This window comes from Armatimonadota bacterium, from assembly GCA_031460175.1.
GTDB lineage: Bacteria > Sysuimicrobiota > Sysuimicrobiia > Sysuimicrobiales > Sysuimicrobiaceae > Sysuimicrobium > Sysuimicrobium tengchongense.
Window position 1 is genome coordinate 25,544 of the sequence record JAVKGW010000009.1, and the last position, 25,819, is coordinate 51,362.

26 protein-coding genes are annotated in these 25,819 nt (G+C 68.1%); all 26 read left to right on the plus strand.

Annotation, left to right across the window (positions count from 1 at the left end):
• Window positions 1-134: 134 nt before the first annotated feature.
• The 26 genes from QN206_10935 (at window position 135) to QN206_11060 (ending at window position 25,814) form a co-directional block, all read left to right on the plus strand.
• Entirely contained in the window at window positions 135-1,334 is a 1,200-nt protein-coding gene (locus QN206_10935) for an amino acid ABC transporter substrate-binding protein (protein MDR7615320.1), read from the plus strand.
• Window positions 1,334-2,068, plus strand: a complete 735-nt coding sequence (locus QN206_10940; GenBank protein ID MDR7615321.1) for an ABC transporter ATP-binding protein — start codon at window positions 1,334-1,336, stop codon at window positions 2,066-2,068. The genes QN206_10935 and QN206_10940 overlap by 1 nt, the downstream gene beginning before the upstream one ends.
• A 4-nt stretch (window positions 2,069-2,072) precedes the next feature.
• A complete protein-coding gene (locus QN206_10945) occupies window positions 2,073-2,786 on the plus strand; it encodes an ABC transporter ATP-binding protein (GenBank protein MDR7615322.1) in 714 nt (237 codons plus the stop codon).
• Complete coding sequence (locus QN206_10950) at window positions 2,786-3,661, plus strand: branched-chain amino acid ABC transporter permease (GenBank protein MDR7615323.1); 876 nt, start codon at window positions 2,786-2,788, stop codon at window positions 3,659-3,661. Before QN206_10945 ends, QN206_10950 begins: the two co-directional genes overlap by 1 nt.
• Window positions 3,658-4,608 (plus strand): branched-chain amino acid ABC transporter permease, encoded by a 951-nt coding sequence (locus QN206_10955; protein ID MDR7615324.1) that lies wholly within the window; start codon window positions 3,658-3,660, stop codon window positions 4,606-4,608. Before QN206_10950 ends, QN206_10955 begins: the two co-directional genes overlap by 4 nt.
• Window positions 4,609-4,694: 86 nt before the next feature.
• Window positions 4,695-5,891: an ABC transporter substrate-binding protein gene (locus QN206_10960; GenBank protein MDR7615325.1), complete on the plus strand. Its 1,197-nt coding sequence runs from the start codon at window positions 4,695-4,697 to the stop codon at window positions 5,889-5,891.
• A complete protein-coding gene (locus QN206_10965; GenBank protein ID MDR7615326.1) occupies window positions 5,875-6,645 on the plus strand; it encodes an ABC transporter ATP-binding protein in 771 nt (256 codons plus the stop codon). Before QN206_10960 ends, QN206_10965 begins: the two co-directional genes overlap by 17 nt.
• Window positions 6,646-6,648: 3 nt before the next feature.
• The gene (locus tag QN206_10970; protein MDR7615327.1) at window positions 6,649-7,386 is read left to right on the plus strand and encodes an ABC transporter ATP-binding protein; all 738 of its coding nucleotides are present in this window, start codon (window positions 6,649-6,651) and stop codon (window positions 7,384-7,386) included.
• Window positions 7,386-8,240: a branched-chain amino acid ABC transporter permease gene (locus QN206_10975; GenBank protein MDR7615328.1), complete on the plus strand. Its 855-nt coding sequence runs from the start codon at window positions 7,386-7,388 to the stop codon at window positions 8,238-8,240. The genes QN206_10970 and QN206_10975 overlap by 1 nt, the downstream gene beginning before the upstream one ends.
• Window positions 8,237-9,271: a branched-chain amino acid ABC transporter permease gene (locus QN206_10980; GenBank protein MDR7615329.1), complete on the plus strand. Its 1,035-nt coding sequence runs from the start codon at window positions 8,237-8,239 to the stop codon at window positions 9,269-9,271. The genes QN206_10975 and QN206_10980 overlap by 4 nt, the downstream gene beginning before the upstream one ends.
• Before the next feature lie 18 nt (window positions 9,272-9,289).
• Complete coding sequence (locus QN206_10985) at window positions 9,290-9,718, plus strand: carboxymuconolactone decarboxylase family protein (GenBank protein MDR7615330.1); 429 nt, start codon at window positions 9,290-9,292, stop codon at window positions 9,716-9,718.
• Between the two features lie 4 nt (window positions 9,719-9,722).
• Entirely contained in the window at window positions 9,723-10,703 is a 981-nt protein-coding gene (locus QN206_10990) for a catechol 2,3-dioxygenase (protein MDR7615331.1), read from the plus strand.
• A gap of 11 nt (window positions 10,704-10,714) precedes the next feature.
• Window positions 10,715-11,833, plus strand: coding sequence for an OsmC family protein (locus tag QN206_10995; protein MDR7615332.1), 1,119 nt, complete (start codon window positions 10,715-10,717; stop codon window positions 11,831-11,833).
• A gap of 3 nt (window positions 11,834-11,836) precedes the next feature.
• Entirely contained in the window at window positions 11,837-12,592 is a 756-nt protein-coding gene (locus QN206_11000) for a GntR family transcriptional regulator (protein MDR7615333.1), read from the plus strand.
• A gap of 70 nt (window positions 12,593-12,662) precedes the next feature.
• Window positions 12,663-13,805, plus strand: a complete 1,143-nt coding sequence (locus QN206_11005) for a Xaa-Pro peptidase family protein (protein ID MDR7615334.1) — start codon at window positions 12,663-12,665, stop codon at window positions 13,803-13,805.
• 10 nt (window positions 13,806-13,815) lie between these two features.
• A complete protein-coding gene (locus QN206_11010) occupies window positions 13,816-14,901 on the plus strand; it encodes a hypothetical protein (protein ID MDR7615335.1) in 1,086 nt (361 codons plus the stop codon).
• Between the two features lie 9 nt (window positions 14,902-14,910).
• Entirely contained in the window at window positions 14,911-15,990 is a 1,080-nt protein-coding gene (locus QN206_11015; protein ID MDR7615336.1) for an ornithine cyclodeaminase family protein, read from the plus strand.
• Window positions 15,991-16,009: 19 nt separating this feature from the next.
• On the plus strand, window positions 16,010-17,800 hold the full coding sequence (locus QN206_11020) for an aconitase/3-isopropylmalate dehydratase large subunit family protein (GenBank protein ID MDR7615337.1): 1,791 nt from the start codon (window positions 16,010-16,012) through the stop codon (window positions 17,798-17,800).
• A 16-nt stretch (window positions 17,801-17,816) separates the two neighbouring features.
• Entirely contained in the window at window positions 17,817-18,833 is a 1,017-nt protein-coding gene (locus QN206_11025) for an ABC transporter substrate-binding protein (GenBank protein MDR7615338.1), read from the plus strand.
• 9 nt (window positions 18,834-18,842) lie between these two features.
• On the plus strand, window positions 18,843-19,601 hold the full coding sequence (locus QN206_11030) for an ABC transporter permease (protein ID MDR7615339.1): 759 nt from the start codon (window positions 18,843-18,845) through the stop codon (window positions 19,599-19,601).
• Window positions 19,577-20,410 carry an ABC transporter ATP-binding protein gene (locus QN206_11035; protein MDR7615340.1) on the plus strand — a complete coding sequence of 278 codons (834 nt, stop codon included), beginning with the start codon at window positions 19,577-19,579 and terminating at the stop codon, window positions 20,408-20,410. The genes QN206_11030 and QN206_11035 overlap by 25 nt, the downstream gene beginning before the upstream one ends.
• A gap of 1 nt (window position 20,411) precedes the next feature.
• Window positions 20,412-21,698, plus strand: a complete 1,287-nt coding sequence (locus QN206_11040) for an aconitase/3-isopropylmalate dehydratase large subunit family protein (protein ID MDR7615341.1) — start codon at window positions 20,412-20,414, stop codon at window positions 21,696-21,698.
• Between the two features lies 1 nt (window position 21,699).
• The gene (locus QN206_11045; GenBank protein MDR7615342.1) at window positions 21,700-22,203 is read left to right on the plus strand and encodes a 3-isopropylmalate dehydratase; all 504 of its coding nucleotides are present in this window, start codon (window positions 21,700-21,702) and stop codon (window positions 22,201-22,203) included.
• Entirely contained in the window at window positions 22,200-22,985 is a 786-nt protein-coding gene (locus QN206_11050) for a cyclase family protein (GenBank protein ID MDR7615343.1), read from the plus strand. Before QN206_11045 ends, QN206_11050 begins: the two co-directional genes overlap by 4 nt.
• A gap of 6 nt (window positions 22,986-22,991) precedes the next feature.
• Entirely contained in the window at window positions 22,992-24,005 is a 1,014-nt protein-coding gene (locus QN206_11055; protein ID MDR7615344.1) for an ABC transporter substrate-binding protein, read from the plus strand.
• Between the two features lie 117 nt (window positions 24,006-24,122).
• A complete protein-coding gene (locus QN206_11060) occupies window positions 24,123-25,814 on the plus strand; it encodes a CocE/NonD family hydrolase (GenBank protein MDR7615345.1) in 1,692 nt (563 codons plus the stop codon).
• Window positions 25,815-25,819: the final 5 nt, after the last annotated feature.

A 25,819-nucleotide genomic window follows, 5' to 3' on the forward strand; every position in this document is an offset into this window, starting at 1 on the left:
GCCCTATGGGGGGAATTGACCGGTCGGGTAAGGCTCTGCTAAGTCGGGTAAGGCTCTGCTAAGTTTGGAGAGGAAGCCGGAGGGTTCGCGTCGAAGGGTCAGGGCCGGAATCCTCACGGGAGGCAGGCGGGAGGATGAAGCGGCTGGCGTTCGCGGGAATCCTGGCGTGGGTTTGCGTGGGCCTATCCGTGGCCGGAATGGGGGCTCCCCTGGCGACCATCCGCCTGGGGGCGGTGGTCCCCCTCACGGGCCGGTTCGCGTCCGGGGGGGCTCAGGTGCGGGCGGGATACGAGCTGGCGGTGGAGGACATCAACGCCCGCGGGGGCGTTCCGGTGGGGGGCCAGCGGTTGAGGCTGGAGCTGGTGATGCTGGACGACGAGTCGGATCCCACCAAGACCGTGAGCCGGATGGAAGCCTTGGCGCAGCAGGGCATCGCCGCGTATCTGGGTGGGTTCGGGAGCGATCTGCACGCGGCCGCCGCGGCGGTGGCGGAGAAGAACCGCATCCCGTACTGCGGAGTGGCGTTCGCCCTGTGGAGCATCCACCAGCGGGGCTACCGGTACCTCTTCTCCCCGTTCCCGAAGTCTCCGGACATGGCCGTCGAGACCTACCGGATGCTCAACGGTTTCCTTCCCCCCGAACAGCGGCCGCGGCGGGTGGCCATCTTCGCGGAACGCACGGACTGGGGCCGGGAGATGGCATCCCTGTGGTCGGTGCGGTCCACGGAGCTCGGCTACCAGGTGGTGTTCCGGGGCGAGTACACCGTGGGCACCCGGGACATGAGCGATCTGATCCTGCGGGCCAAGGCCGCGGGCGCGGAGCTGGTGCTCGGGGTTCCGACGCCGCCGGACGGCATCACCCTGATCCGCCAGATGAAGGAGCTGGACTACAACCCCAAGGCGTATCTGCTGATCCGGGCGCCGGACGCGGTCACCTGGGCTCAGAGCTTGGGCAAGGACGGCGATTACACCCTGCTCATCCCGGGCTGGCACCACGCGGTGAAGTTCCCGGGCGTCCAGGAGCTGAACGCGAAGCACCAGCAGCGGTTCGGCCGGCCCGCGGACGTCATCGTGGGTCCCGCGTACGCCTGCGTGCAGGTGGTGGCAGACGCCATCCGGCGGGCGGGGAGCCTGGATCACGGGAAGATCCGGGATGCCATGGCCTCCACGAACCTCATGACCGTGGTGGGACCCGTGCGGTTCCGGCCGGACGGTACGAGCCCGGTGCGGGTGATCATCGTGCAGTGGCAGGGAGGACGACAGGAGCTCGTCTGGCCCCGGGAGTTCGCCACCGCCTCCTTCGTGTATCCGGCCCCGCCCTTCCGCAGCCGGTGATGCCCCCGGGTCGCGCCCTCCTTGAGGTCCACGGACTGTGGAAGGCCTTCGGAGGGGTACAGGCGGTCCGGGACCTCACCCTTTGTGTGGAAGAGGGAGAGATCTTCGGGCTCCTCGGTCCCAACGGCTCGGGCAAGACCACGGTGTTCAACCTGGTGGCGGGCACGCTCCGCCCGGACCGAGGGGAGATCCGGTTTCGAGGGGTCTCCCTCAACGGGGTTCCGGCCCACCGACGGGCCGCGATGGGGATCGCCCGCACCTTTCAGCTGGTGCGCAGCCTGCACCACCTCTCCGTGCTGGACAACGTGGCCATCGCCCGTCTGTACGGGGCGCATCCCGCCCCCTCCGTTGCCGCCGCCCGCAGGGAGGCGGAGGAGCTCTTGGGCCTCGTGGGGCTGCGGGAGAAGGCATCCCTCGCGGCAGCTCAGCTGAATCTGGCGGAGCGCCGGCGGTTGGAGGTGAGCCGGGCCCTGGCCACCCGACCCCGCCTGCTGCTTCTGGACGAACCCTTCGCGGGGCTGAACCCGGAGGAGGTTCAGGCGGAGATCGCCCTCTTCCAGCGTCTCCGGGCGGAAGGGCTCACCCTGGTGTTGGTGGAGCACAACGTGCCCGCGGTCCGGGCCCTGTGCGGACGGGTGGTGTTCCTGAACTCCGGGGAGAAGATCGCGGAGGGAACTCCCGAGGAAGTGCTCGGCCACCCCCGGGTGGTGGACATCTACCTGGGCCGAGGGTGATCCCATGGCTCCCCTCCTGGAGGTCCGGGACCTGGAGGCCGCGTACGGGGATGTGCAGGTGTTGTGGGGGGTGAACTGGCGGGTGGAGCCCGGGGAGGTGGTGGCGGTGGTGGGACCGAACGGCGCGGGCAAGAGCACCACCCTCCGGGTCGTCGCGGGCCTCTTGCGGCCCCTGCGCGGGGAGGTGCGGTTCGAGGGGGAACGCCTGGATGGGAAGCCCGCGGAGGCGGTGGTGGATCGGGGCATCGCCATGGTTCCCGAGGGCCGCCGCCTCTTTGCCCACATGACGGTCCTGGAGAACCTGTGGATGGGCGGGTACGTGGCCCGGGCCCGCCCCCACCGGGCCCGGGCCCTGCAGGAAGTCTTCGACCTCTTCCCCATTCTCGCGGAGCGGCGGCACCAGCTCGCGGGAACCCTCTCCGGTGGTCAACAGCAGATGTTGGCCATCGCCCGGGCCCTCATGAGCCGGCCCCGGCTGCTGCTCCTGGATGAACCCTCTCTGGGGCTGGCTCCGCGCGTGGTGCAGCAGGTGTACGAGGCCGTGCACCGCATCGTCCGGGAGGGAGTCACCGTGGTGATCGTGGAGCAGAACGCGTTTCCGGTGCTGGAGCACGCCTCGCGAGGATACGTGATGGCGCAGGGGCGGGTGCTCGTGGAAGGAAGCGCTCGGACGCTTCTCGGGACGGAAGAGGTGCGGCGTTCCTACGTGGGGTCCTAGTGGAGATCTGGCTGCAGAACCTCATCTTCGGAGCCCTGGTGGGCGGAGTGTACGGCCTTGCGGCGGTGGGGCTCGCCCTGGTGTTCGGCGTCCTGCGCATGCTGAATGTCTCCCATGGCGAGCTCATCATGCTGGGCGGGTACGCCACCTTCTGGGCCTTCTCCCTGTGGGGGGTGGATCCGTTCGCCTCCCTCCTGATCACGGGCCCCCTCCTGTTCGGGGTGGGCGTGGTGCTCTACCAGGCGCTGTTCGGCCGGTTGGTTCGAATTGAGGAGGAGGCGAAGGTTCAGCTATCCATTCTCATCGGATTCGGCCTCGCCCTGGTGCTCCACGCCCTCGCCATCTTCGCGTGGACCGCGGACGAGCGGGCCGTGACCACCGCCTACGCGGGGCGCGTGGTTTCCCTCGGACCCCTGGTGGTCCCCCTGACGCGTCTGGGAAGCCTCGGGGTGGCGTTTGCGACGTTGGGGGGGCTGCACCTCTTCCTGCAACGGACGGACCTGGGCCGGGCCATCCGGGCCACCGCGGAGGACTGGGAGGCAGCCAGCCTCATGGGAGTACCGGTGCGCCGCGTTTACCGGACCGCGTTCGCCCTGGGAAGCGCCCTCGCGGGGGTCGCGGGAGCCCTCGTCACGGTGTCGGACGCCATCAGTCCGGCCATCGGCTTGGGCTGGACCCTCAAGGCCCTCATCGTAGTGGTCCTGGCGGGCTTGGGGAGCATCTTCGGAACCTTCGTGGCGGGCGTCCTGCTAGGGATGGCGGAATCCGCGGCGGCCTTCGCCTTCGGGGGGGTGTTCCGGGAGGTGGTAGGGTTGGTGCTCTTCCTCGTGGTCCTCATCCTCCGGCCGCAGGGCCTGTTCGGGAGGGGCGGGTGAAGCGGGCGGGAGCCGTGGTGGCCGGGGTCGGGCTCCTGGTCCTGCCCCTCGTGGTCCGGGAGGCCGCGGTGGTGAACTGGACCTTCCTCGTGCTCCTCTCCGTCGCCCTCGCCCAGTCCTGGAACCTCGTGGGGGGATTCGGAGGACAGGTTAACCTGGGGCTGGCTGCCTTCTTCGGGATCGGGGCCCTCCTCACCCGCTTCCTCTGGCTGGGCGGAGTCCCCGTCGTTGCGGCCCTGGCCGCGGGATGCGCGGGCAGCGTGCTGGCCGGCCTCCTCGTGGGAGCCCCCTCCCTCCGCCTCCGGGGACCGTACTTCGCCATCGGAACCCTGGCCATGGCGGAGATCCTGCGCATCGTGGTGGGCACCACTCTGCCGGAGGTCTCCGCGCTCCCCTCCCGGGCCATCGCCACATACCGCCTCCTCCCCCGCTACTACCTCGTCCTCCTCGTGGCGGCCGCGGTCACCCTGGCTGCCTGGTGGCTCTCCCGTGCCCGGTTCGGACTGGGGCTGGTGGCGGTGCGGGAAGACGAGCTCGTGGCGGAGAGCGTGGGGGTGGACGCTTTCCGACATAAGCTCCTCGCCTTCCTGTTGAGCGCGGGATTCGCCGGGGCCGCGGGTGGTGCGTTCGGCTATTACCACCCCAGCTTCTACCCCCAGTTCGCCTTCAGTCCCGTGTGGACCTTCGACAGCATGCTCATGGTGTTCCTGGGAGGGATCGGGACCGTGTGGGGGCCCGTGGTGGGAGCCGCGTTCTTCGTAACCGTTCGGGAGATCCTGGCCCTGGGCCTCGCGGAGGTTCACGTGCTCGTGTTCGGACTTCTCTTCATCTTAGTGGTTCTGTTGCTCCCCGGGGGACTGGTGGAGATCGGCCGGAGCCTGCGCCGCTTCGTCCCCGCTCGGACGGCCCCGAAGCGGCGACCCGCGGATCTCGTGAGAGGGATTTAATCCCGAAGGCCGGGCTGCGTTGTGGGGGCCCGCCGTTCGTGCTAGAGTACAATTTGCGTGCGGATTTTACGGGAGGTGAGGGGGAAATGCGGAACTTGAGGATTGCCGGAGCGGTGGTGATCCTTGGGTTGGTCGGGGTGCTGGCTGTGCCCACCGGTGGGCAGGTCCGGCCCCTGAAGGTGGCGGCCCTGACGGCCCTGAGTGGCCCGTTCGCCTTCTGGGGCGTGAACGTACGGGACGGGATGCGCATGGCGGTGGAGGAGCTGAACGCGGCGGGAGGAGTCCTGGGACGCCCTGTGGAGTTCGTCGAACGCGATGACCGCAACAGCCCCGCGGAGGCCATCAGCGCTTTCCGGTTCCTGGTGGAACGGGAAGGGATCGCGGCCGCGGGAGGGATGATCAGCAGCGACATCGGGGCCGCCCTCGCGCGGGAGGCAGAGTCCCTGCGGGTTCCCATCTTCCTCACCCGGGCGGGTGCGCACACCATCCTCCGGAAGAGCAGCCGCTATACCTTCCGGACGTGCCTGGTGGCCTCTCCCATGTACGTGCAGGCGTCCGCGGCCCTCATGCAGTTCTCCAAGTACACCCGGGTGGGGGCCATCATCGCGGACTATGCGTGGGGGCGGTCCTACATGCAGTGGCTGGAACGCTACGTGCGCTCCATCCCGGGCATGCAGATCCAGATCGAGATCGCCCCCGTGGCCACCTCCGACTTCACCCCCTACCTGCGGCGCCTGCAAGGGTTTAACCCCCAGTTCCTGGACATCGGCGGCCATCCGCCCGGCATCCCGGTGATCGTGCGGCAGGCCACGGAGTTGGGCATGCGCCAGCAGATGTTCGGGGCCCACAACCCGCCGGAGTGGATCGTGCAACGGGCTGGCGAGGCCCTCTATGGACGCTACGTGGACTACACCTGCGCGGACTTCACCCACCCCACCTTCCGTCGGCTGGCGGAACGGTTCTACTCCACCTACCGGCGTTACTTTGACGACAACGCCTTCTCGGGCTATGCCATCGTGAAGATGGTGGCGGACGCAGCCCGGAAGGCGAACTCCACGGATCCCCGCCGCATCGCGGACGTGATCCGGCGGGGCCGGTTCGTGCAGCCCGGATACGGTTGGCCCCTTTCCTTCACGGAGTGGGGCGAGATGAAGGAAGCGCGCCCCATCATGTTCACCATCCAGCGGGGGGATCCGCCGGGCGGGATCTGCCCGGGCTGCGGGTGGAAGCAGAAGTACGAGTTCCGGGTGCCGCAGCTGGAGCCGTATGTCCCCGAGGAGTGAGGCCGCCTTCCTGCGATGCCGGGGGATCACGAAGCGCTTCGGGGGCATGGTGGCCCTCCGGGATGTGACCTTCGACGTGGAGCGGGCCAGCCTCGTGGGATTGATCGGCCCCAACGGGGCCGGCAAGACCACCCTCCTCAGCGTGATCAACGGGCTGTTGCGGCCGGAGGAGGGCGTGGTGGAACTGGAGGGCGAGCGGATCTCCGGGCTCCCCGCCCACGTGGTCACCCGTCGGGGCGTGGGCCGGGTGCTCCAGATCCCGCGGCTCTTTCCCCGCCTCACGGTGGAGGAGAACGTCTTAGTCGGTGCTCTCTTCGGCCGTCCCGGGAGGGTGTCTTGGCAGGAGGCGCAGAGGCGGACAGAGGAAGCGCTGAGCCTGGTGGGGATGGAGCGGAAGCGGGGAGAGGTGGTGGGGAAGCTCAACACGCAGGAGCGGCGACTGGTGGACTTGGCACGGGCCCTCGCGGCAGGCCCCCGACTGCTCCTGGTGGATGAGCTGATGAGCGGATTGAGCCCCGTGGAGATCGAGCAGTGCACCGCCCTGCTCCGGCGCATCCGGCAGGAGCTGGGGATGACCATCCTCTGGGTGGAGCATGTCATGGAGGCGGTCCTGGGGACCGTGGACCGGGTCATCGTCCTCGACCACGGCGCGGTCATCGCGGACGGCCCGCCCGCGCGGGTTGCTCAGGATCCCGTGGTGGTGGAGGCCTACCTGGGGGTTTCCATGCACGAGCTGGAGGGGGCACGCGGGTAGCCCATGCTGGAAGTCCGGAACCTCTGGGCAGGATACAACGGGATCACGGTCATCCGGGACATCAGCTTAGAGGTCCCCGGAGGGAATGCCACCGCGATCTTGGGGCCCAACGGGGCCGGCAAGACCACCCTCTTCCGAAGCATCGCAGGCCTGGTCCGGCCGCATCGGGGAACTGTGGTCTTCGAGGGATCCCCCATCCACGGGCTTCCCCCCCATGAGATCGCCCGCCGGGGCCTCGTGTACGTGCCCGCGGAGCGAGAGCTGTTCCCGCAGCTCACGGTTCTGGAGAACCTGGAGCTGGGAGCCTACAGTTCTCCCGACGGGTTCCGGTCCCGGTTGCGGCGGGTGTTCGACCTGTTCCCCCGCCTGGCGGAGCGGCGGGGGCAACGGGCAGGGACCCTCAGCGGCGGGGAGCAGCAGATGCTGGCCATCGCCCGGGCCCTGATGGGGCGCCCGAAGCTCATGCTGCTGGACGAGCCCTCCACGGGGCTTGCCCCCCGTCTGGTGGCGGAGCTGTACCGGCAGCTGGCGGTGCTGCAGCGGGAGGGGGTGACCATCCTCCTCGCGGAGCAGCAGGTGCGGGCGGCCCTGGGGCTGTGCGAGCGGGTCTACGTCCTCCGGGATGGACGGGTGGTGTTCCAGGGGAGCGCGTCCGAGCTGTGGGGAAGGCCGGAGCTGCGCCGGGCGTACCTGGGAGAATTGCGCCGCGTGGAACCCGTGGGGGAAGCGAGGGACGGGTGATGGGCATCGTCCTGGACGGTCTCGTGCAGGGCTTGCAGCTGGCCCTCCTCAGCGTGGGCGTGGTGTTCGTGTACGGACTCGGAGGGGTGTTGAACCTGGCCCACGGGCAGGTGGCGGTGTCCGGCGGGCTTGTGGCCGCGCTCCTCATGCAGAACCGCCTGCCACCGGTTCTGGCCTGCGTGGCGGGGATCCTCTTTGCGGGGCTTGTAGCCCTCCTCCTGGATCAAACCCTTCTGCGGCAGGCATACGCACGTCGCGGGGAGGAACGCCTGCTTTTGGGAATCATCCTGACCCTGGGGCTCTCCTTCGCCCTGGACGGGCTCTTCACCTGGCGGTACCCGAACGTGGCCCTGACCCTGCAGATGGGCTCTCCTTATGTCCGCCTGGGAGGGCTCACGGTCCGGACGGGGAGCCTGGCGGTGGCGGCCCTCGCCCTGGCCGCCTTCCTCCTCCTTCTGGCGTTTCTGAAGACCACCTTCCTGGGCAAGGCCATCCGGTGCATCATCCAGAACGAGGTCGGGGCTTGGCTGTGTGGGGTGGACGTGCACCGGGCCCGGACCCTCACGGTGCTCCTCAGCGGGCTTCTGGCAGGGGTGGCGGCCGTCGCCCAGGGCTTCTTCTCGTACCTGGGCCCGGAGATGGGCACGGAATTCACCATCCTGGCCCTGATCGTGGCCGTGGTGGGCGGGGTGCGGAGCCTCACGGGAACTTTCCTGGCGAGTCTCATGCTGGGGCTGGTGAACGCTGCGCTCAGCTACACGGTGGGGACCTACATCACCTGGGTCGTGCTCCTGGCGGTGGCGGCTTGCACCCTGTTGATCCGGCCGGAAGGCCTGCTGGCGTACTGGCCATGAGCGGACGCCGTCTCCTCACCCACGCCCTCCCCGTCTTGGGGGCGGGGATCGCCCTGGCGGCCGTCCCCCTCCTCGTGGGCGGAAGCCCGTACGGGCTTCGCATCACAAGCCTCATGCTGATCCTGGCCATCTACGCGGTGGCCTTCAACCTCCTGTTCGGACACACCCGGCAACTCTTCCTGTGCGTCGGGGCGCTCGCGGGGCTGGGGGCATATGCCTCCGTGATCCTGGTCCGGGACGTGAGGCTCTCCCCCCTCCTGGCCACGGCCCTGGCCACCGTGGGCGTCGGGTTGGTGGGAGGGTTTCTGAGCTATGTGGGGGTGCGTCGGGGGCTCGGGGTGCTGTTCGTGGGGATCATCACCGTGGCGGTCTCCCTCATCTTCCACAACCTCCTGCTCGGCCTGCGGCAGTATACGAACGGGGAGACAGGGCTCTCCACCCGGGGGCTCGGATTCGGGCTCGGGGAGACTCCGGAGCGCGCGTACTACGTGCTCCTTGCGGTGTTGGTCCTGTCCCTGGGAGGGTATCAGCTCCTCCTGCGCTCCCGGCACGGGCTGGCGTTCCGGGCCCTGGAGGACGACGAGCTGAACGCGGAGCTTTCCGGCATCGACGTCACCCGGTACAAGGTCGGGACCGCGATCCTGGCCTCCGCCCTCATCGGGCTTGTGGGGGCTCTGTACGCGGACGTGAACGGGTTCATCAGCCCCTCCGTCTTCGCCGTGGGGCACGTGGACATCCCCGTGCTCATCGCCCTGCTGCTGGGCGGGATGGGGACCACCCTGGGCCCGGTGGTGGGAGCGGTGGTGTTCACCCTGGTGGACGAGCTCGTGCGTCCCTTCGGGCAGTTGACCGTCCTCACGTACGGCGTTCTCCTCATCGTCCTCTTCCTGATCTTCCGAGAGGGCGTGGTACCGATTGGCGTCCAGCTCTTCCTGCGGCTTGGTCGGGTCCTCTCCCGGAGACTGCTCCGGGAGGCGGAAGGTGTCCCGGAAGGGAGCATGGGGAGTTCGGAGTCCACACAGGGAGGATGAGGGAAAGGAGGCAAGGGGATGCAGGAAGGACTTCCTCCTCGACGGATGGACGAAGCAGAGATCCAACAGCTCCGATCGGTGTACGTGGACCTGATGGGGTTCGTCCCTCCTCGGATCCAGGCCCGTACGGATCTCCTCTCCCGGGTGGATCCGGAAGGTCTGCGGCTGCAGGAAGCCCTGCGGCGCCACTTCATGTATCCCAAATGCTTCGACGTGAAGACGGCCCAGTTGATGCTGTTCGGAATGCTGCTCATGAATCTCCAGGACGCCGCGAAGTTGCACGCCATCGCCGCGCGTCGGGCGGGGGCCACGTGGGAGGAGCTGGCGGCGGTGGTGGGGCTTGCGTTCCTCTTCCGTGGGCTTTCCGCCGCCAACTACGGATCCCAGATCCTCATGGAGATCGCGCAGGCAGAGGCGCAGGAAGCGGAGCAAGCCGGTAGGAGGTGAGCGGATGATCCAGCCCGTGGTGGCGCAGCTGTTGCACGTGGAACTCCTCACGCCCAAGCCGGAGGAGACCTACTGGTTCTTCCACGACCTTTTGGGCTTGGAGGAGACCACCCGTCACGGACGGTCCGTGTACTTACGGGCCTATGAGGACGCCTACCACCACACGTTGGTGATCACGGAGGGCCCTACCGCGGGGCTGGGACACATCGCGTGGCGGGCCCCGAGCCCTGAGGGGTTGCAGGCGGCCGTGGAGCGGCTGGAGCGGAGCGGCTACGGGCGCGGTTGGTCCGAGGGGGATCTGGGACACGGGCCCGCATACCGGTTCACCACGCCGGAAGGCCACCCCATGGAGATCCTGTGGGAGGTGGAGTACTACCAGGTGCCCCCGGAGAAGCGCACGGCCCTGCGCAACCGACCCCAGAGGCGGCCCCTGCGGGGCGTCCCTGTGCGGCGGATCGACCACGTGAACCTCATGGCGAGCGCTGTCCCCCCCATGCGGGAGTTCTTCCAGGAGGTGCTGGGCTTCCGCCTGCGGGAGCAGAAGATCGGGGAAGGAGGAGTCGAGGTCGGTGCGTGGCTCAGCGTAAGCCCCTTGGTCCATGAGATCGCGGTGATGCGGGACGCCACGGGCCAGCGGGGCCGGTTCCACCACCTCGCCTACTGGTACGGATATCCCCAGCACCTCCTGGACATCGCGGACATCTTCAGCGACTATGGAGTCCGGATCGAGGCGGGACCTGCAAAACACGGGACCACCCAGGCCTACTTCCTGTACGTGTTCGAGCCTGGAGGAACCCGCATCGAGCTCTTCGGCGATACGGGATACCTGATCTTCGACCCGGATTGGAAGACGGTGGTGTGGGACGTCTCGAACGAAAGCGACCTGGAGAAGAGCAGCATCTGGTTCGGGGGGCGGCTGCCGGAGACCTTCTACACGTACGGCGTGCCGTCCATCCCGAGGGAGCCTGCGGGCGTGTCCCGGTGAGGGGGGATGCCATGGGGAAAAGCCCTCTGGAAGTCTCAGGCCTGCCGTTGTTCTTCCGGGTCGGGGCCGCAGACCCCAGCCTGCGGCCCTCCCGGATCCCCGGGGGGATTGGGGTCCGTACCGTGGCCCGGTCGTTGTCCACCATGCAGAAGGAAGCCCTGGTGGCTACGGGGGCCAGCCAGGCCATCTGGCGGCTCGCGAGCGACGAGGGCCCCTACCTCCTGGGCGACGACGTGGCACCCCCTCCCCTGGCCTTTTTCAGCGTGGGGTTGGTGACGGATTTCGCGGAGGCCCTCCAGCGAGGCGCGGACTCGATGGAGGGGGCGTGGACAGCGGTCCGGATTCAGCTGGACACCCGGTATACCATGAAGGGGTCTGCCAGCCAGGGAACTCTTCGCGCGGGTGCGTTGTCCCCGGAGCTCTCCGTGGAAGGGGATCTGCCGGAGGAGCGGATCCAGGAGGCGGTGCGGACCGCGTCCGCGTACGGCTTGGTGCGTTCGGGACTCGTGAGCCGGTTCTCACTGGTCCACAACGGCCGGCCTTTGAAGGTCCTGCGGGTCATGCCCGCGGACACCTCGGTCCCCGCGGATCCTGACCGGCTCTTCGACCAGGCGGCCCCTGCGGAGGCTCCGGGAGTGGTGGAGCGGGACGGCCCCACCCCGAAAACCGAGGAGGACACCAGCTACCAGGGGTCGAGCCTCGCGGAGACCCAGGATCGGACCCTGCACCTGCAGGCCATCTGCACCAGAACCCCGGAGGGGCTGTGGCACGTGGAGCAGCGCATGTACAACCCAAGGGGAACCATCTTCCGGTTTCTGTGTGACCCATCTGGCCTGCGCGCGCCGGACCCCCTCGCGTATCTGTCCGCGGGGATCGCCTTCTGCTTCATGACCCAACTGGCCCGGTTTGCCAAAATCCGGCGCAAAGCCCTCCGTGCCTGCCGGGTGGTGCAGGATACGGGCTTCCGGGCCGGGGGAGACGCGGATCCTGTGGTGACGCACGTCTTCCTGGACACGGACGAGGACGACGCCTTCGCCGAGGAGATCCTCGCCATGGGCGAGCAAACCTGCTTTCTCCACGCCCTCTGCCGCACGGAACTGGACGTGCGGATTCGCCTCCACGCGGTCTGAGGGATGAGCCGGAAACCCACCTCGGAAGCGAGCCAGGCCCAGCCAGCCCTTTACCGGTACCAGCGCATCCGGGAACACCTCCTTCAGCAGATCCAGTCGGGAAATCTGCGCACGGGGGACCGGATCCCGCCGGAGGAGGAGCTGGCGGAGCAGTTCGGCGTGAGCCGCATGACCGCTCGTCAGGCGGTCATGGAGCTGGTGCGTGAGGGCTGGCTGTACCGACGACAGGGCGTGGGGACCTTCGTGACCCAGCCTCCCTTCGAACGCCAGCTCAGCCGTCTCACCACCCTTTCGGAAGAGCTGGAAGCCCGGGGGCAGGGGGACCGGCTCCGATCCAAGGTGCTCAGCTGGTGTGTCCTCCCAGCGGCACGCCCTGTGGCGGAGATCTTCGACCTCCCCCCCAGGACCCCCTTGCTCCGCATGAGCCGGGTCCGCTACCTAGACGAGGCGCCCCTCGCCCTGCAGGTGATCTACATGCCCGCCGAGATGGTCCGAGGGCTGCGTCCCCGGGACCTGGAGCGCGGGTCCGTGTACCGGGTGCTGGAAGATCGGCTGCGGCTGCGCATCTACCGGGCGGAGCAACGGGTGGAGGCCGTCCCCGCCACGCGTTTCCACGCCCGGGTGCTGGAAGTGCCCGTGGGCAGCCCCCTCCTCCTCGCGCGCAGGCGGGCCTACCTCGCGACGGGCCAGCTGTTCGAGGTCACCCGTACCTACTACCGGGCCGACCGCTATTATTTCCAGGTCACCCTCTATCGGTGAGGCCCCACGAGAAGGAAGGACGGGAGAGGACCGCGTAGTAATGTATAGACAAAACGATCCGGTGGCGCGTATGGAGGTGCTCCCAGCATCCCTTCCCCCGCGGCAGGAGCGGGACTGGCGGATCCGTCGGATCCGGGCGGCTATGGCGGAGGCCGAGCTCGAGGGGGTCCTCCTCTGGGGTCCGGCCTGGAGACGGGAGAACGTGCGCTACCTCACCGGGGCTCCGCTCCGGGGGAGTTTCTCCGCGGTGTACGTGCCGGCGGTCGGAGAGCCTACCGCCTTCGTCTCCCGAGAGGAAGACCGTGATGCGGTGGAACGGATCGGATGGATCCGGGACATCCGCCCGCTTGGGTTTCCCGGCTGTCAGGAGCTGGTGAGCCGGATCCGCGATGGAGGTCCTCCGGCGCGGATCGGGGTGGCCTTATGGGAACTCGTGCCGGAGGCCCTGGGAGGGGTTCTCCGGCGGGAGCTCCCCCGGACGGAGGTTGTCTGCGCCACCGACCTCCTGGATCGCCTCCGGATGGTGAAGAGCTCTTGGGAAGTGGAGCAAATCCGGAGGGCGGCGCGGGTGTGCGAGGCGGGGTGGGAGGCGTTTCTGCAGGCCCTCCGGCCGGGGATCGCCGAGTACGAGGTGGTGGCGGCGGTGGAGGAGACGCTGAAGCGGCTGGGAGCGGAGGACAACTTCATGCTCATCGCCTCCGGAAGGGACGAGGTCCGGGGCATGACCCCTCCTCGCCCGCGCCGCATCGAGCGGGGGGATCTCGTGCGCACCGAGCTCACTCCCCAGGTCAACGGGTACTGGGCCCAGATCTGTCGCACCGCGGTGGTGGGAGCGCCTGCGGAGCCTCACCTCCGGTCGCTGGAGCTGTTCCGGGAGGCGATGGAAGCAGGCATCGCGGCCTGTCGGCCGGGGGCCACCGCCCACGAGGTGGCGAAGGCCCAGAACGACGTCTTCCGGAAGCACGGCTACGGGGAGTACTGCACGAGCCGGTACACCCGGGTGCGGGGGCACGGGCACGGCCTGCACCTGGACGAGTGGCCCACCCTCCTGGAAGGGGTGGAGGTTCCCCTGGAGGAGAACACGGTGCTCATCGTGCACCCGAACACCTACACGCCGCTCGCGGGTTACTTCGTGCTGGGGGATCCCGTGGTGGTCACCCGGGAGGGCTGCGAGCGGCTGCTCCGGACGGAGCCCATCCTGTTCGCCGTGTAAGGGGAGACCGATGAAGCGAGGACTCGTGGTGCTGGATCCGCTTGAGGTCACCCCGGAGGAGTATGCCCAGCGAGTGGGGGCGTTTCAAAATCTCCTCCGTGCCTCCGGCTGCGGCCTGGGGTTGATCTACGGGGACGTGTACCGATCCGGGGACCTCACGTATCTCACCAACCTGTGCCTGTACTGGAACGAGGGCATCCTCGCAATCCCCGCGGAGGGAGAACCCGCGTTCCTCACCAGGCTCTCCCCTCGCGTCCATCCCTGGATTCGGTCCACCAGCACGGTCTCGGATCTGAGGAGCGACCAGGATCTCGCGGCCCTCGTGGAGGCCGTTGCCACGGGGCATCCGGAGGGGGCCGTGGGGCTGGTGGAAGAGGCGTGGTGGCCGGCCCCCCTGCTGGAGTCCGTCCGGAAGCGGCTCGTGGACCGCACGGTGCGCGACCTGGGACCGGCGGTCCGGGCCCTGCGGCGCCGTCCTTCCGGGGCGGAGCGCCGGCTCCTCCGGCAGAGCGCCAGGCTCGCGGCCATCGCGGTGGCCGTGGCCGCCTCCACCTCCGGCGGGAGGTCCGAGCGCGTGGCCGCCGCGGAGGGGGAGTTGCGGAGAGCGGGCGTCCGGGATGTGATCCTCTGGTGCGATCCCAGACCCGGGGGAACCTGGATCGTGGAGGCCAGGGTGGATTGGCGGGGATACTGGGCCCACGCGGCCCGTACGGTTCTCCCCGGCCAGGCCCCCTCCGAACCCGAGGAGCGGTTCGTGGAGGCCTATCGGGAGGCTGCGGCGGTCCTCCGGGCCGGGGTACGGCAAAGCCAGGTAGAAGCGGAGGTGCGATCCCTCCTCGGGGACCTGCCGGAGGAACGGTGGTCCGTGGAGGTCTTGGAGCACGTGGATCTCGAGACCTGGGGAGAGCACCGGCCGCTCGAGCCGTGGGACGAGCCGATTCCCGAGGGCGCCGTGGTTTCCCTGGCGCTCCGGCTCCGGGGACCGGAGAGGGGCTGGTGGGTTGCCGCGGACACGTATGAGCTACACGCGACCGGCGCGGACCGCCTCACGGACCGGTTGCCCCCGATTCCGGTGTGGCGGGAGGCGGTGGGGTAGGAGGGAGGCATGCGGATTCTCACCAACGCGGAGATCGAGCAGGTGCTCACCATGCAGGACTGCATCGAGGCCCTGGAGCAGGCCTATAAGGAGCTGGCTCAGGGGCTCGGCGCGAACCGACCCCGGAACCACACGTACTTCCCCGTGGAGGACCCCCGCTACCCCGGCTTCCGGTTCCGGTTCAAGTCCCAGGAAGGGGGGTGCGTGAGCGCAGGGGTGTGGGCCCTCCGGATCACCTCGGACCTCGCGGGCGTGGAGGTCCTCCCGGGCGGGGTGAAGCGGCGGCGTCTTCTTCCCGCGGCCCCGGGAGACCGGTACGTGGGACTGGTCTTCCTGTTCAGCCTCCGGGATCTCGCGCCCCTTGCCGTCCTCCACGACAGCGTGATCCAGAAGATGCGGGTAGGGGCAACGAGCGCCCTGGGCATCCGGGAACTGAGCAATCCGGATGCCCGGGTGGCGGGCCTCTTCGGATCGGGATGGCAGGCAGGGGCGCACCTGGAGGCGCTGCTGCTGGTCCGGCCCGGCATCGAGGAGATCCGGGTCTACAGCCCCACCCGGGAACACCGGGAAACGTTTGCCGCCCAGTGGAGCGAGCGGACGGGCAAGCGGGTCATCGCCGTGGACCATCCCCGCGAGGCGGTAGAGGGTTGCCAGATCGTCACGTGCGCCACCGCGGCCATGGATCCCTGTTTTGACGGTGCCTGGCTGGAGCCCGGAACCCACGTGACCTGCATCACGAGTCCGGACGGGACCGCCATGCGCCGAGAGCTCGACGACACCACCTTCGATCGGGCGGACGTGATCGTGGTGCTCTCCAACGAGCAGGTGGAGCACGACAACCAGATCGACATCCTGGGGCCCGTGCGGCGTGGAAGGAAGCGGCGGGAGGAGATCCGGGAGTTGGGGGAGGTGTTGCTCGGACGGGCTCCTGGACGCACCCGCCGGGACCAGATCACGGTGTTCGCCAACAACACGGGGATGGGGATCCAGTTCGCGGCAGTCGGAGCCCGGGTCCTGGCGAGGGCGGAGGCCCTGGGTCTGGGGCGGACCATCCCCGTGGAGTGGTTCCTGGAGGAGACCACTCCGTGAAGAGAGGAGGGGGGAGCGGATGTCCGACCGCGTGGGCGGGAAGTGCATCCGGTTCGGTGACCACGTGAACACGGACGTGATCATCCCGGGCCGGTACCTGGTGAGCATCGATCCTGCGGAACTCGCCCCGCATGCCTTCGAGCCCCTCGGCCCCGAAGTGCAGGCGCGCCTGCGCACGAGCCAGGTGGTGGTGGCGGGTCAGAACTTCGGGTGCGGGAGCGCCCGCGAACAGGCGGCCACGTGTCTACTGGGTGCCGGGATCCGGGCCGTGGTGGCCCGGTCCTTTGCCCGCACCTTCTTCCGCAATGCCATCAACACCGGGCTGGTGGCGGTGGAGTGCCCGGAGGCCGCGGAGGCCGCGGAGGACGGGGCGGAGGTCTGGGTGGACCTGGCGGCGGGGACGGTGGAGGTGGACGGTCAAGCCTTCCGCTTCCGGCCGTATCCCGAGACCCTGCGGGAGATCCTGGCCGCGGGAGGTCTCATCCCGTACCTCGCGAGCGGGGCGGCCACAAGGCCCCGGCCCGCGCCGCCCGGGAGGCCCGGCCCCAAGACCTTCGCGGAGAAGGTGCTGGCCCGGGCCGCCGGCCTCCCCTTCGTGGACGCGGGCCAGATCGTAGACGTCTACCCGGACCTCTACATGAGCCACATGGCCTCCTGGCGGTGCATCCGGACGCTGGAGAAGCTCGGCGTGGATCGCCTGTACGATCCGGACCGCATCGCGATGGTCATGGATCACATCTCCCCGCCCAAGACCGCCAAGACCGCGGCGGACATGAAGCTGTGCCGGGAGTTCGCCCGGCGGCACGGGATCCGGAAGTTCTACGACATGGAGGCGGGGATCGCCCACGTGGTCCTCATGGAGGAGGGACACGTGCGGCCCGGCATGGTGCTCATCGGCACGGACTCCCACTCCACCATCTACGGGGCTCTGGGGGCCTTCGGGACCGGCGTGGGGTTCAGCGAGCTCACCGCCACTTGGGTGACGGGCCGGCTGTGGATGCGGGTTCCGGAGTCCATCCAGGTGGCCATCGAGGGACCGCTGGCGCCCGGATGCAGCGCCAAGGACGTGATGCTGAGGCTCATCGGGGACCTCACCGCGGATGGCGCCACGTACTGCTCCGTGGAGTTCACGGGCTCGTACATCCGTGGCCTTTCGGTATCGGAACGCATGACCCTGTGCAACCTGGCCATGGAGCTGGGGGCCAAGTGCGCCTATGTGCCTCCCGATGACGTAACCCGGAACTACCTGGCATCGCGGGGGATATTCCCCGACCAGTACGAGGAGGTGTTCCCGGATCCGGATGCCGCATACCGTCGGGTGGTACACATCGACGGCCGTCATTTGGTCCCTCAGGTAGCCTGCCCGCACAGCGTAGACAATGTGAAGCCCGTGACGGAGGTGGCGGGGATTCGGGTGGATCAGGTGTTCATCGGCTCGTGCGCCAACGCGAAGTACGAGGACCTGGTGGAGGCGGCCCGCTACCTGCGGGGGAGAAGGGTCGCTCCGGGCGTGCGCCTCATCGTCACCCCCGCGAGCAAGGAGACCCTCCAGCGGATGGTGGAGGACGGGATCTTCTCCGTCTTCCTGCAGGCAGGGGCCCTCATCACGAACCCGGGGTGCGGGGCGTGTGCGGGCGATGGTGGGGCCCTCGCGGACGGGGAGGTGTGCCTCAGCACCGCCAACCGGAACTTCCAGGGGCGGATGGGAAGCTACAACGCCTCCATCTACCTCTGCAGTCCGGCCACGGCCGCGGCCTCCGCGGTGACGGGAGTCATCACGGATCCCCGTACGGTGCCGTTGGAAGTCTGATCGGGGAGGGGGGAGCATGCGAAGAGTGCCGTGGGTGCTTGTGGGCTTGATCCTGCTGGCCGCCGGTTCCGCCAGGACCCTGGCAGGCCCGTCCGTTCCGGACTCCGTACGGCTCCCGGAGCCCACCACCGTCCGCGCGGTGGTGATCCCCGGAGCGCAGGACTTCGTGATCAACGTGATGCAAAAACAGGGCTTCGACCGCAAGTACAACCTGGTGCTGGACATCCGGCGGGTGCTGCAGCCCCAGTTCGCAGACCAGGCGGTGGCGGAACGGCTGGTGGACATCGGATTCATGGGGATCGTGGGGGCGGTGAAGGCACGGGCGGAGGGGAAGGGGGTCGTGATCTTCAACGTGCTCACCGGCCCCAGCAACCTGGTCCTCGCTCCGCAAGCTTCCCCGGTGCGGACCCTGGCGGACCTGCGGGGGAAGAAGATCGGGACCTTCAGCGGCCCCGGAAGCGCCACCTACGCCATGCTGGTCGCCATCGGACGGCACGTCTACGGCATCGATCTGGAGAAGGAAGCGCAGCTCGTCTCCGCCCCGAACCCCGCCCTCAAAGGGCTCATGGACCGAGGCGAGCTCGCGGCGGCGTTGTTCGGCACCGTGGACAGCGTGAAGGTGTTCCTGGAGGGACGGTACCGGATTGTGAGCGACCTCGCGGAGGACTTCCAGAAACGGTTCGGGCGGGTGGCCGCCCACGTGGTCATGGCCACCACGGAGGATTACGCACGTCGGCATCCGGAGGTCCTGCGGGCCTTCGTGGCCGCGTACAACGACACCATGCGGTACGTGGATCGGGAACGCCGGGTGTGGGTGGAGTACGCCCGGCAGTTGGAGTTCCCTAGCCCGGAGGCGGCCGCGGTCCTGTTGCGCCAACGCATGGGAAGCCGGTTCATCCGGCGGTGGGATGAGGAGCAGCGGAAGGTGCAGGAGCAGTTCATCCGGATCCTGATCGAGGTGCTGGGCCCGGAGCGGTTCGTCCGGGACGTCCCACCCGGGCTCATGCGCCTGGACCTGCAGCCGCGGCGGTAGGCTCGGACCATGGCTTGGCGAAGCGGGGCCGTCCGCCTGGTGGGAGTCGCGGGAATGCTGGTGGTGTGGATGGGAGCGGCTTCGCTGCTCCCCGATACGGTCCTGCCAGGTCCCTCCGCGGTGTTGCAGACCATCTGGCGGAACCTCCATCAGCCGGAGACCTTCTACCACATCGGGGTTACCGTGCGGCGGGTTCTGGTGGGCATGGGGCTGGCCCTGGTGGCGGGCACCCTGGTCGGGGTGATCATGGGGATCTCCCGGGTGGGGGAGTGGGTGCTGGATACCTGGGTGCTGGTGGGCCTCACCATCCCAGCGGTGGTCTACGGGATCGTGTGTATCCTCTGGTTTGGCCTTCGCGACCTCGCGGCGTTCATGGCCATCGGGATCTCCGCGTTTCCCGCCATTGCCATCAACATGTGGCAGGGAGTGAAGGCCATCGATCTCTCCCTGGTGCACATGGGAAAGGCGTTCCGCCTCTCCCGGCGCGCGCTGGTTCTGAAGGTGGTCATTCCTCAAACGGTGCCCTATCTGCTGGCGGCGGTGCGGTACGCGCTCGGGATCTCCTGGAAGATCGCCACCGTGGTGGAACTGATCGGTCTGTCGAGCGGAGTCGGGTACATGCTGCACTACTGGTACGGTCTGTTCTCCATGCGGCAGGTGCTCGCCTGGACCCTGACGTTTACGGGGGTGCTCGTGCTCTTCGAATTCGTGGTGCTCAAACCCCTGGACGGGTGGGTGACCCGATGGCGGCCCAGGGTCTCGACGTAGGAAGGGAACCCGTGCGGGCAAGCCCCAAGATCCGGCTGGAGCGGGTTTCGAAGCGGTTCCAGCTGCCCCGGGGCGGGGAGCTCCGGGTCCTGGAGCGGCTGGATCTGGAGGTCGAGGAGGGAGCGCTGCTCTCCATCGTGGGACCCTCGGGGTGCGGGAAATCGACCCTACTGAACATGGTGGCGGGACTGGAGCCGGCCTCGGAGGGACGGGTCCTGGTGAGCGGAAAGGAAGTGGGGCCGGGACGGGGGACGGTGCGGGTGGGGTACGTGTTTCAACAGCCGCGGCTGCTCAGCTGGCGCACCCTACGGGGGAACGTGCTCCTTCCGTTGGAGGAAATGGGGCTGTCGCGTGCGGAGCGGGAGGCGCGGGCGGATCGGTATCTGGCCCTGGTGGGGCTCCAGGAGTTCGCCCACTACTATCCCCTGCAGGTGTCCGGAGGGATGCAGCAACGGGTGGCCATCGCCCGGGCGCTGGCGGTGGAACCGGAGGTGCTGCTGGCGGATGAACCGTTCTCCGCCCTGGACGAGATCACAGCCCGTCGGCTGCGGGAGGAGTTCGTGCGGATCTGGCAGGCCACGGGTCGGACGGTTCTGTTCGTGACGCACAGCATTCGGGAAGCGGTGTTCCTCTCCACCCGGGTGGTGGTGGTGACCCCCCGGCCCGCCCGGATCTACCTGGATGTGCCGGTGCCGATCCCGTATCCGAGGACGTACGAGGACGAGCGGCTGTTCGCCCTCGAGCGGGAGATCACCCGCGAGTTCCTCCGAATGGAGAAGATGGTGGGGCCTCACGTAGGGATCGCGTGAGATGCGGAAGGAGCGTCCCATGACTCTGGTGGAGAAGATCCTGGCGCGGGCGAGCGGACGCACCCGGGTGGAGCCCGGAGAGGTGGTGGTGGCGGACGTGGATCTCATCCTCCTGCATGACCTCAGCGGATACCTGACGGCCCGGGTGTTCGAGGAAAAGGTGCGGCTCCCCCTGCGGTACCCGGAGCGGGTGGTGATGGTGTTCGATCACCACTTCTCTCCTCCCACGGAGGAGGGGGCGAGGCTGCTGGAGGAGAACCGGGCCTTCGCCCGACGGTACGGGATTCGGCTCTTCGACTGCGGGCACGGGAACATCCACAACGTGGCGGTGTGGGCCGGGCTCGTGCGCCCCGGGATGGTGGTGGTGGGCTCCGACAGCCATACCCCGGTGCACGGGACGCTGGGCTGCTTCGCGGCGGCCCTCGGCAACGACTCCCACGCGGCCCTGGGATTCCCCTACGGGAAGGCCTGGTTCCGGGTGCCCCACACCGTCCGCATCGAGCTCGAGGGGACGTCCGGTCCCGGAGTCACGCCCCGGGACGTGGCCCTTTGGCTTGCTGCCACCATCGGGGAGGGCGGGGCCATCTACAAGGCTCTGGAGTTCGACGGCCCGTACCTCCGGCAGCTCGGCTTCTGGGACCGTTGGCTGTTCCCCCTTCTCACCGTGGACGTGGGCGCGAAGTGCGGGTACATTGAGCCCGATGAGGTGACGGAAGCCTTCCTCCGCTCCGTCACGAAGGAGCCCTACGAGGTGGTGCGGGGGGATCCGGATCGGGAGTACGAGGCGGTGTGGCGGTACGAGGTGAGCGGACTGGAGCCCCAGGTGGCCTGCCCGCCGACGGTGGGGAACGTGAAACCGGTGACGGAGGTGGCCGGTGTCCCCATCCAGTGGGCCGAGTTGGGAGGACATGGAGGATGCCGGATCGAGGACATCCGGCTTGCCGCGCGGATTCTGAGCGGCCGCAGGAAGCACCCGCAGGTGAAGTTCAACATCGTGCCCTCAAGCCGCGCGGTCTTCACGCAGGCCCTGCGGGAGGGTCTGGTGGAGGTCCTCCACGAGGCAGGGGCCACGTGGTTTCCGCCCAGCGCGGGCAGCAACCAGGCCATCAACATGGGCGCCATGGCCGCGGGCGAGGCCATGATCTCCACTCACTCCCGGAACTTTCCCGGCCGCAATGGAAGCCCGCAGGCCAAGATGTATCTCGCGAGCGCCCTCACCGTGGCCGCCTCTGCGGTGGCAGGGTGTATCACGGATCCGAGGGAGTTCCTCAGAGAAGGAAGGGAGTAGGATGAGGTTCCGGGGGCGGTGTTGGAAGTTCGGGGATTACATCCCCACGGATCAGATCGTGCCCTCGCACCTGGTGTACCGTCCCATGTCGGAGATCGTGCGGCACGTGCTCGTGAATTTGAATCCGGAGTTCCCTGAGCGCGTGCAGCCCGGAGACATCGTGGTGGCGGGGAAACACTTCGGGCAGTCCTCCGGCCGGGCCATCGCCGCCAAGGCCATTCAGGCCACGGGGGTGGCCTGCGTGGTGGCCGAGAGCTTCGCCCGCACCTTCTACCGGAATGCCTTCGAGATCGGCCTGGCCATCCTGGAGTGCCCGGGGATCTCGGAGGCTGTCCGGGAAGGGGATGTCCTGGACGTGAACCTGGAGACCGGGTGGGTGCGCAACGAGAGCACGGGCAGAACGCTCCGCGGCGAGCCCACCCCTCCATTTCTCCTCGAGATGCTCCGGGCAGGCGGGTTGATCCCGTTCGCGCCGAGGTTGCTGGAGGAGGGCGGGAAGCGGTGAACTTCCGGATCGTGGACTTAAGCGTCCGCGTGGACCACCGGAGCCCGGACGAGCCCTGGCCTGCGGAGGTCCGGCGGGTAGATCATCGGACCGCCGCCCTCCAGCGGGCGGCGGCATTTGGGATTTCCCCCGACGAGTTCCCGGGGGGACTCCACCTGGCCAATGAGGAGTGGCGCCTCATCACCCACGTGGGGACCCACATGGATGCCCCGTGGCACTATGGCCCCACTTCCCAGGGAAGAAAGGCGCGCACCATTGACGAGATCCCCCTCGGTTGGTGCTTCGGACCGGGGGTCGTGCTGGACGTGAGCCACCGGAGGGCGGGGGAGGAGATCGTCCGGGCGGACCTGGAGCGAGCCGTGAGCGGAATCGGCTACACGCTGAAGCCAGGGGACATCGTGTTGCTCTATACCGGGTGCGATGCGTATCTGGGCACGAAGGAGTACTTGGAGGCCCACCCCGGGCTCTCCCGGGAGGGCCTGCTGTGGCTGCTGGATCAGGGGATTCGGGTCATCGGCATCGACGCGTACAGCCTGGATCGGCCCTTTCGGGTGATGGCGGATGCCTACAAGCAAGCAGGGGCGAAGGCCCTGTTCCCCGCGCATTATGCGGGACGGGAGCGGGAGTACTGCCAGATCGAGAAGCTCTGCAACCTGAAGGCCATCGGACGCGCGTGGGGGTTCTGGGTGGCGGCATTCCCCATCAAACTGGCCGGCTCGGGAGCGGGCTGGGTCCGTGCCGTGGCGCTCGTGCCGGAAGAGGGCGGAGGAGAGGAGGCGTAGGATCTCATGCGAAGGCCATGGCGTGTGGGAGTGGTCGTGCTGCTCGCCTCGGTCTTCTGGTCGGGGATGCTGGCCGGGCAGGAACGGTTGGACCGCATCCGGGTGGGAACCGTGGGCACCACGGCGGATGCGGGGATCTACGTGGCCCAGGAGAAGGGGTTCTTTCGGGATGAGCGCATCGAGGTGGTGGTCCAGAACACCTTCCGGACCGGCGGGGAGATGATCCCCTTCGTGGCCACCGGTGAGCTCCCGGTGGCGGGTGGGGCAATGGATGCGGCGTTCATCAACGCCGTGCGACAGGGGATTCACCTGCGGGCGGTGGCGACCAAGGGGAGCATGAAGCAGCAGGTGCTGGTGGTCCGCCGTGAGCTGTTCGAACAGGGGCTGCGCACGGTCGCAGGGCTGCGGGGGCGAAGGATCGCGGTGAGCAGTCCCTCCGGGGCCGTGGCCTTCGAACTGCAGGAGGCGTTGCGAACCGCAGGACTCACCCTGGACGATGTCCAGCTGGTGACCCTGCGGTTCCCGGACATGCCCGTCGCCCTCCAGAACGGATCCGTGGACGCGGCACTCATGATCGAGCCCTCCCGGACAGTGGCGGTGGACGGGTTGAACGCGGGGAGGGACCTCATGACCCTGGATCGGGTGCTTCCCGATTTCCCCATCGGCGTCCTCTTCTACGGGGAGCGGATGTACCGGGATCGGAACCTGGGGATCCGATGGATGGCGGCATACGTGCGGGGTCTGCGGTATTACGAACGGGCCCGACGGGAGGGCCGGCTCGAGGAGATGCGACGGATCCTGAGCCGGTATCTGCAGTACGAACGGGTGGTTTGGGAGCGGATGATCTGGCCGGACCTCCGGCCGGATGGAACCTTTGACGCGAAATACCTGCGCCCGCTCCAGGAGTTCATGTTGGGCCGGAGGGCCATCGGAGGGATCGTGCCCACGGAGGAACTCGTGGACTTCAGCTTCCTGCAGGCTGCTCACGAGCACCTGCGAAGGAAAGGGATTCGTGATTGATTCCAGGGAGAGGACATGGGACCGCAGGAGTGTCTGTTGGGAAGCTCGTTCGGCACGGATTGGCGAACATCCCCTCGACAATACGGTGTGGTGGTGGAGCGGGATGTCCGGGTACGGATGAGCGACGGAGTACACCTGAGTTGTGACATCTTCCGGCCGGACGCGAACGGACGCTTCCCGGTCATCCTGGGTTGTCATCCTTACGACCCCAAGGGACAGACGGCACCCATCCGGCCCGGCCCCCTCTCCACCACGCGATGGCGGAATCCTGGCCAGGAGCGGACGAACGCCTCCCTGGAAGCGGGGGATCCGTACTTCTTCGCCCGTCGGGGCTACGTCCACGTGATCTGCAACGTCCGGGGGACGGGGCGGTCGGAGGGGCTCTGGCAGTTCATGGGGCGGCGGGAGGTCCAGGATGTGTGCGAGCTCATCCGTTGGATCCGACAGCAGCCCTGGTGCAACGGACGGGTCGGGATGTTCGGGGTCTCCTACTTCGCGCGGATCCAGCTGTTCGTTGCCGCTGAGCATCCGGAGGGGTTAACGTGTCTATTCTGCCCCTGGGCCTCGACGGATTTCTATCGGGACGTGATGTACCGAGGAGGAATCCTGGCCCATGAGTGGCTGCTGGGGTGGAGCCGGACCTCCCTTTCCTATGCGGGATGCCGGCCCGCGAACCACAGCAAGGCCATGCTCGGAGAGCGGGCCTATCGTCAGGCCGTCCAGGGACTCCTGGAGGATGAAGACCTGGCAGGAGTGCCGGAGCTCCGTACCGTCCTCGAAAATCCGGAGAAGGGGATTCATCCCTTCATCGTGGACGTCCTCCTGCACCCCCTGTACGACGCGTTCTGGGAAGAGCGTTCTGCCCGCCTGGATGCCATCGAAATTCCCGCGTACTTGGGCGGGGACTGGGGGATTTTCGGCCTCCACCTGCCGGGGGCGTTTCGGAGCTGGCGACGGATTCGGGGGCCCAAGAAGATGCTGATCGGACCCCCCGTGTACCTTGATCGTCCCCTCTACCAACTGCATTTCGAAGCCCTCCGCTGGTTCGATTACTGGCTCAAGGGCATGGAGACCCGCATTCTCGAAGAGCCTCCGGTTCGGCTGTTCATCGTCGGCCTGGAAGACTGGCGGGAGGCCACGGACTGGCCGGTCCCGGGCACGCGGTGGATCCCCTTCTTCCTGCACGAGGGAGGGCTGCTTTTGGACCGCGAGCCTTTCGGGGAGGAGGGCAGCGATGCGTGGGAGGACTCCCCGTGGTACCGGGGCGCATTGGAGTACGTGACCCCGCCCATGGTGGAGACCACGGAGATCCTGGGGCCTATGGTCCTGGTGCTGCGGGCGGCGAGCACGGACGTGGAGATCTTTTGGATCGCGTCGGTTTACAGGGAGGATCGAGATGGGAACCGGACGCTCCTGACCCGGGGGTGGTTGCGGGGCTCCCAGCGCCACGTGGACTGGGAGGCATCCTGCCCATGGGAGGTGCACCATCCGCATGATCGCCGGGAACCGCTACGCCCGGGAGAGATGTACGAGTTCTTCATCAACATCGTCCCCACGGGCGTGCGACTTCGGCCCGGAGAGCGGCTCCGGCTCAGGCTGAGCGGTGTGGAGGATCCTGCCACGAATCCCCTGGAGGTCATCGGAAGCGGCAGCCTCCGGCGGCAGTCCCCTTCCCGCATCACGGTTTTCCGAAATGCCCAACACCCCTCGTTCCTGCTGGTGCCCGTGACCCGGGGAAACCTCCTGGGCAGTTTTGTCTCCGGAGGCAGGTGGCCGGGGGGCTCCGGACGAACGGACGAAGGTCAGTAAGGGAG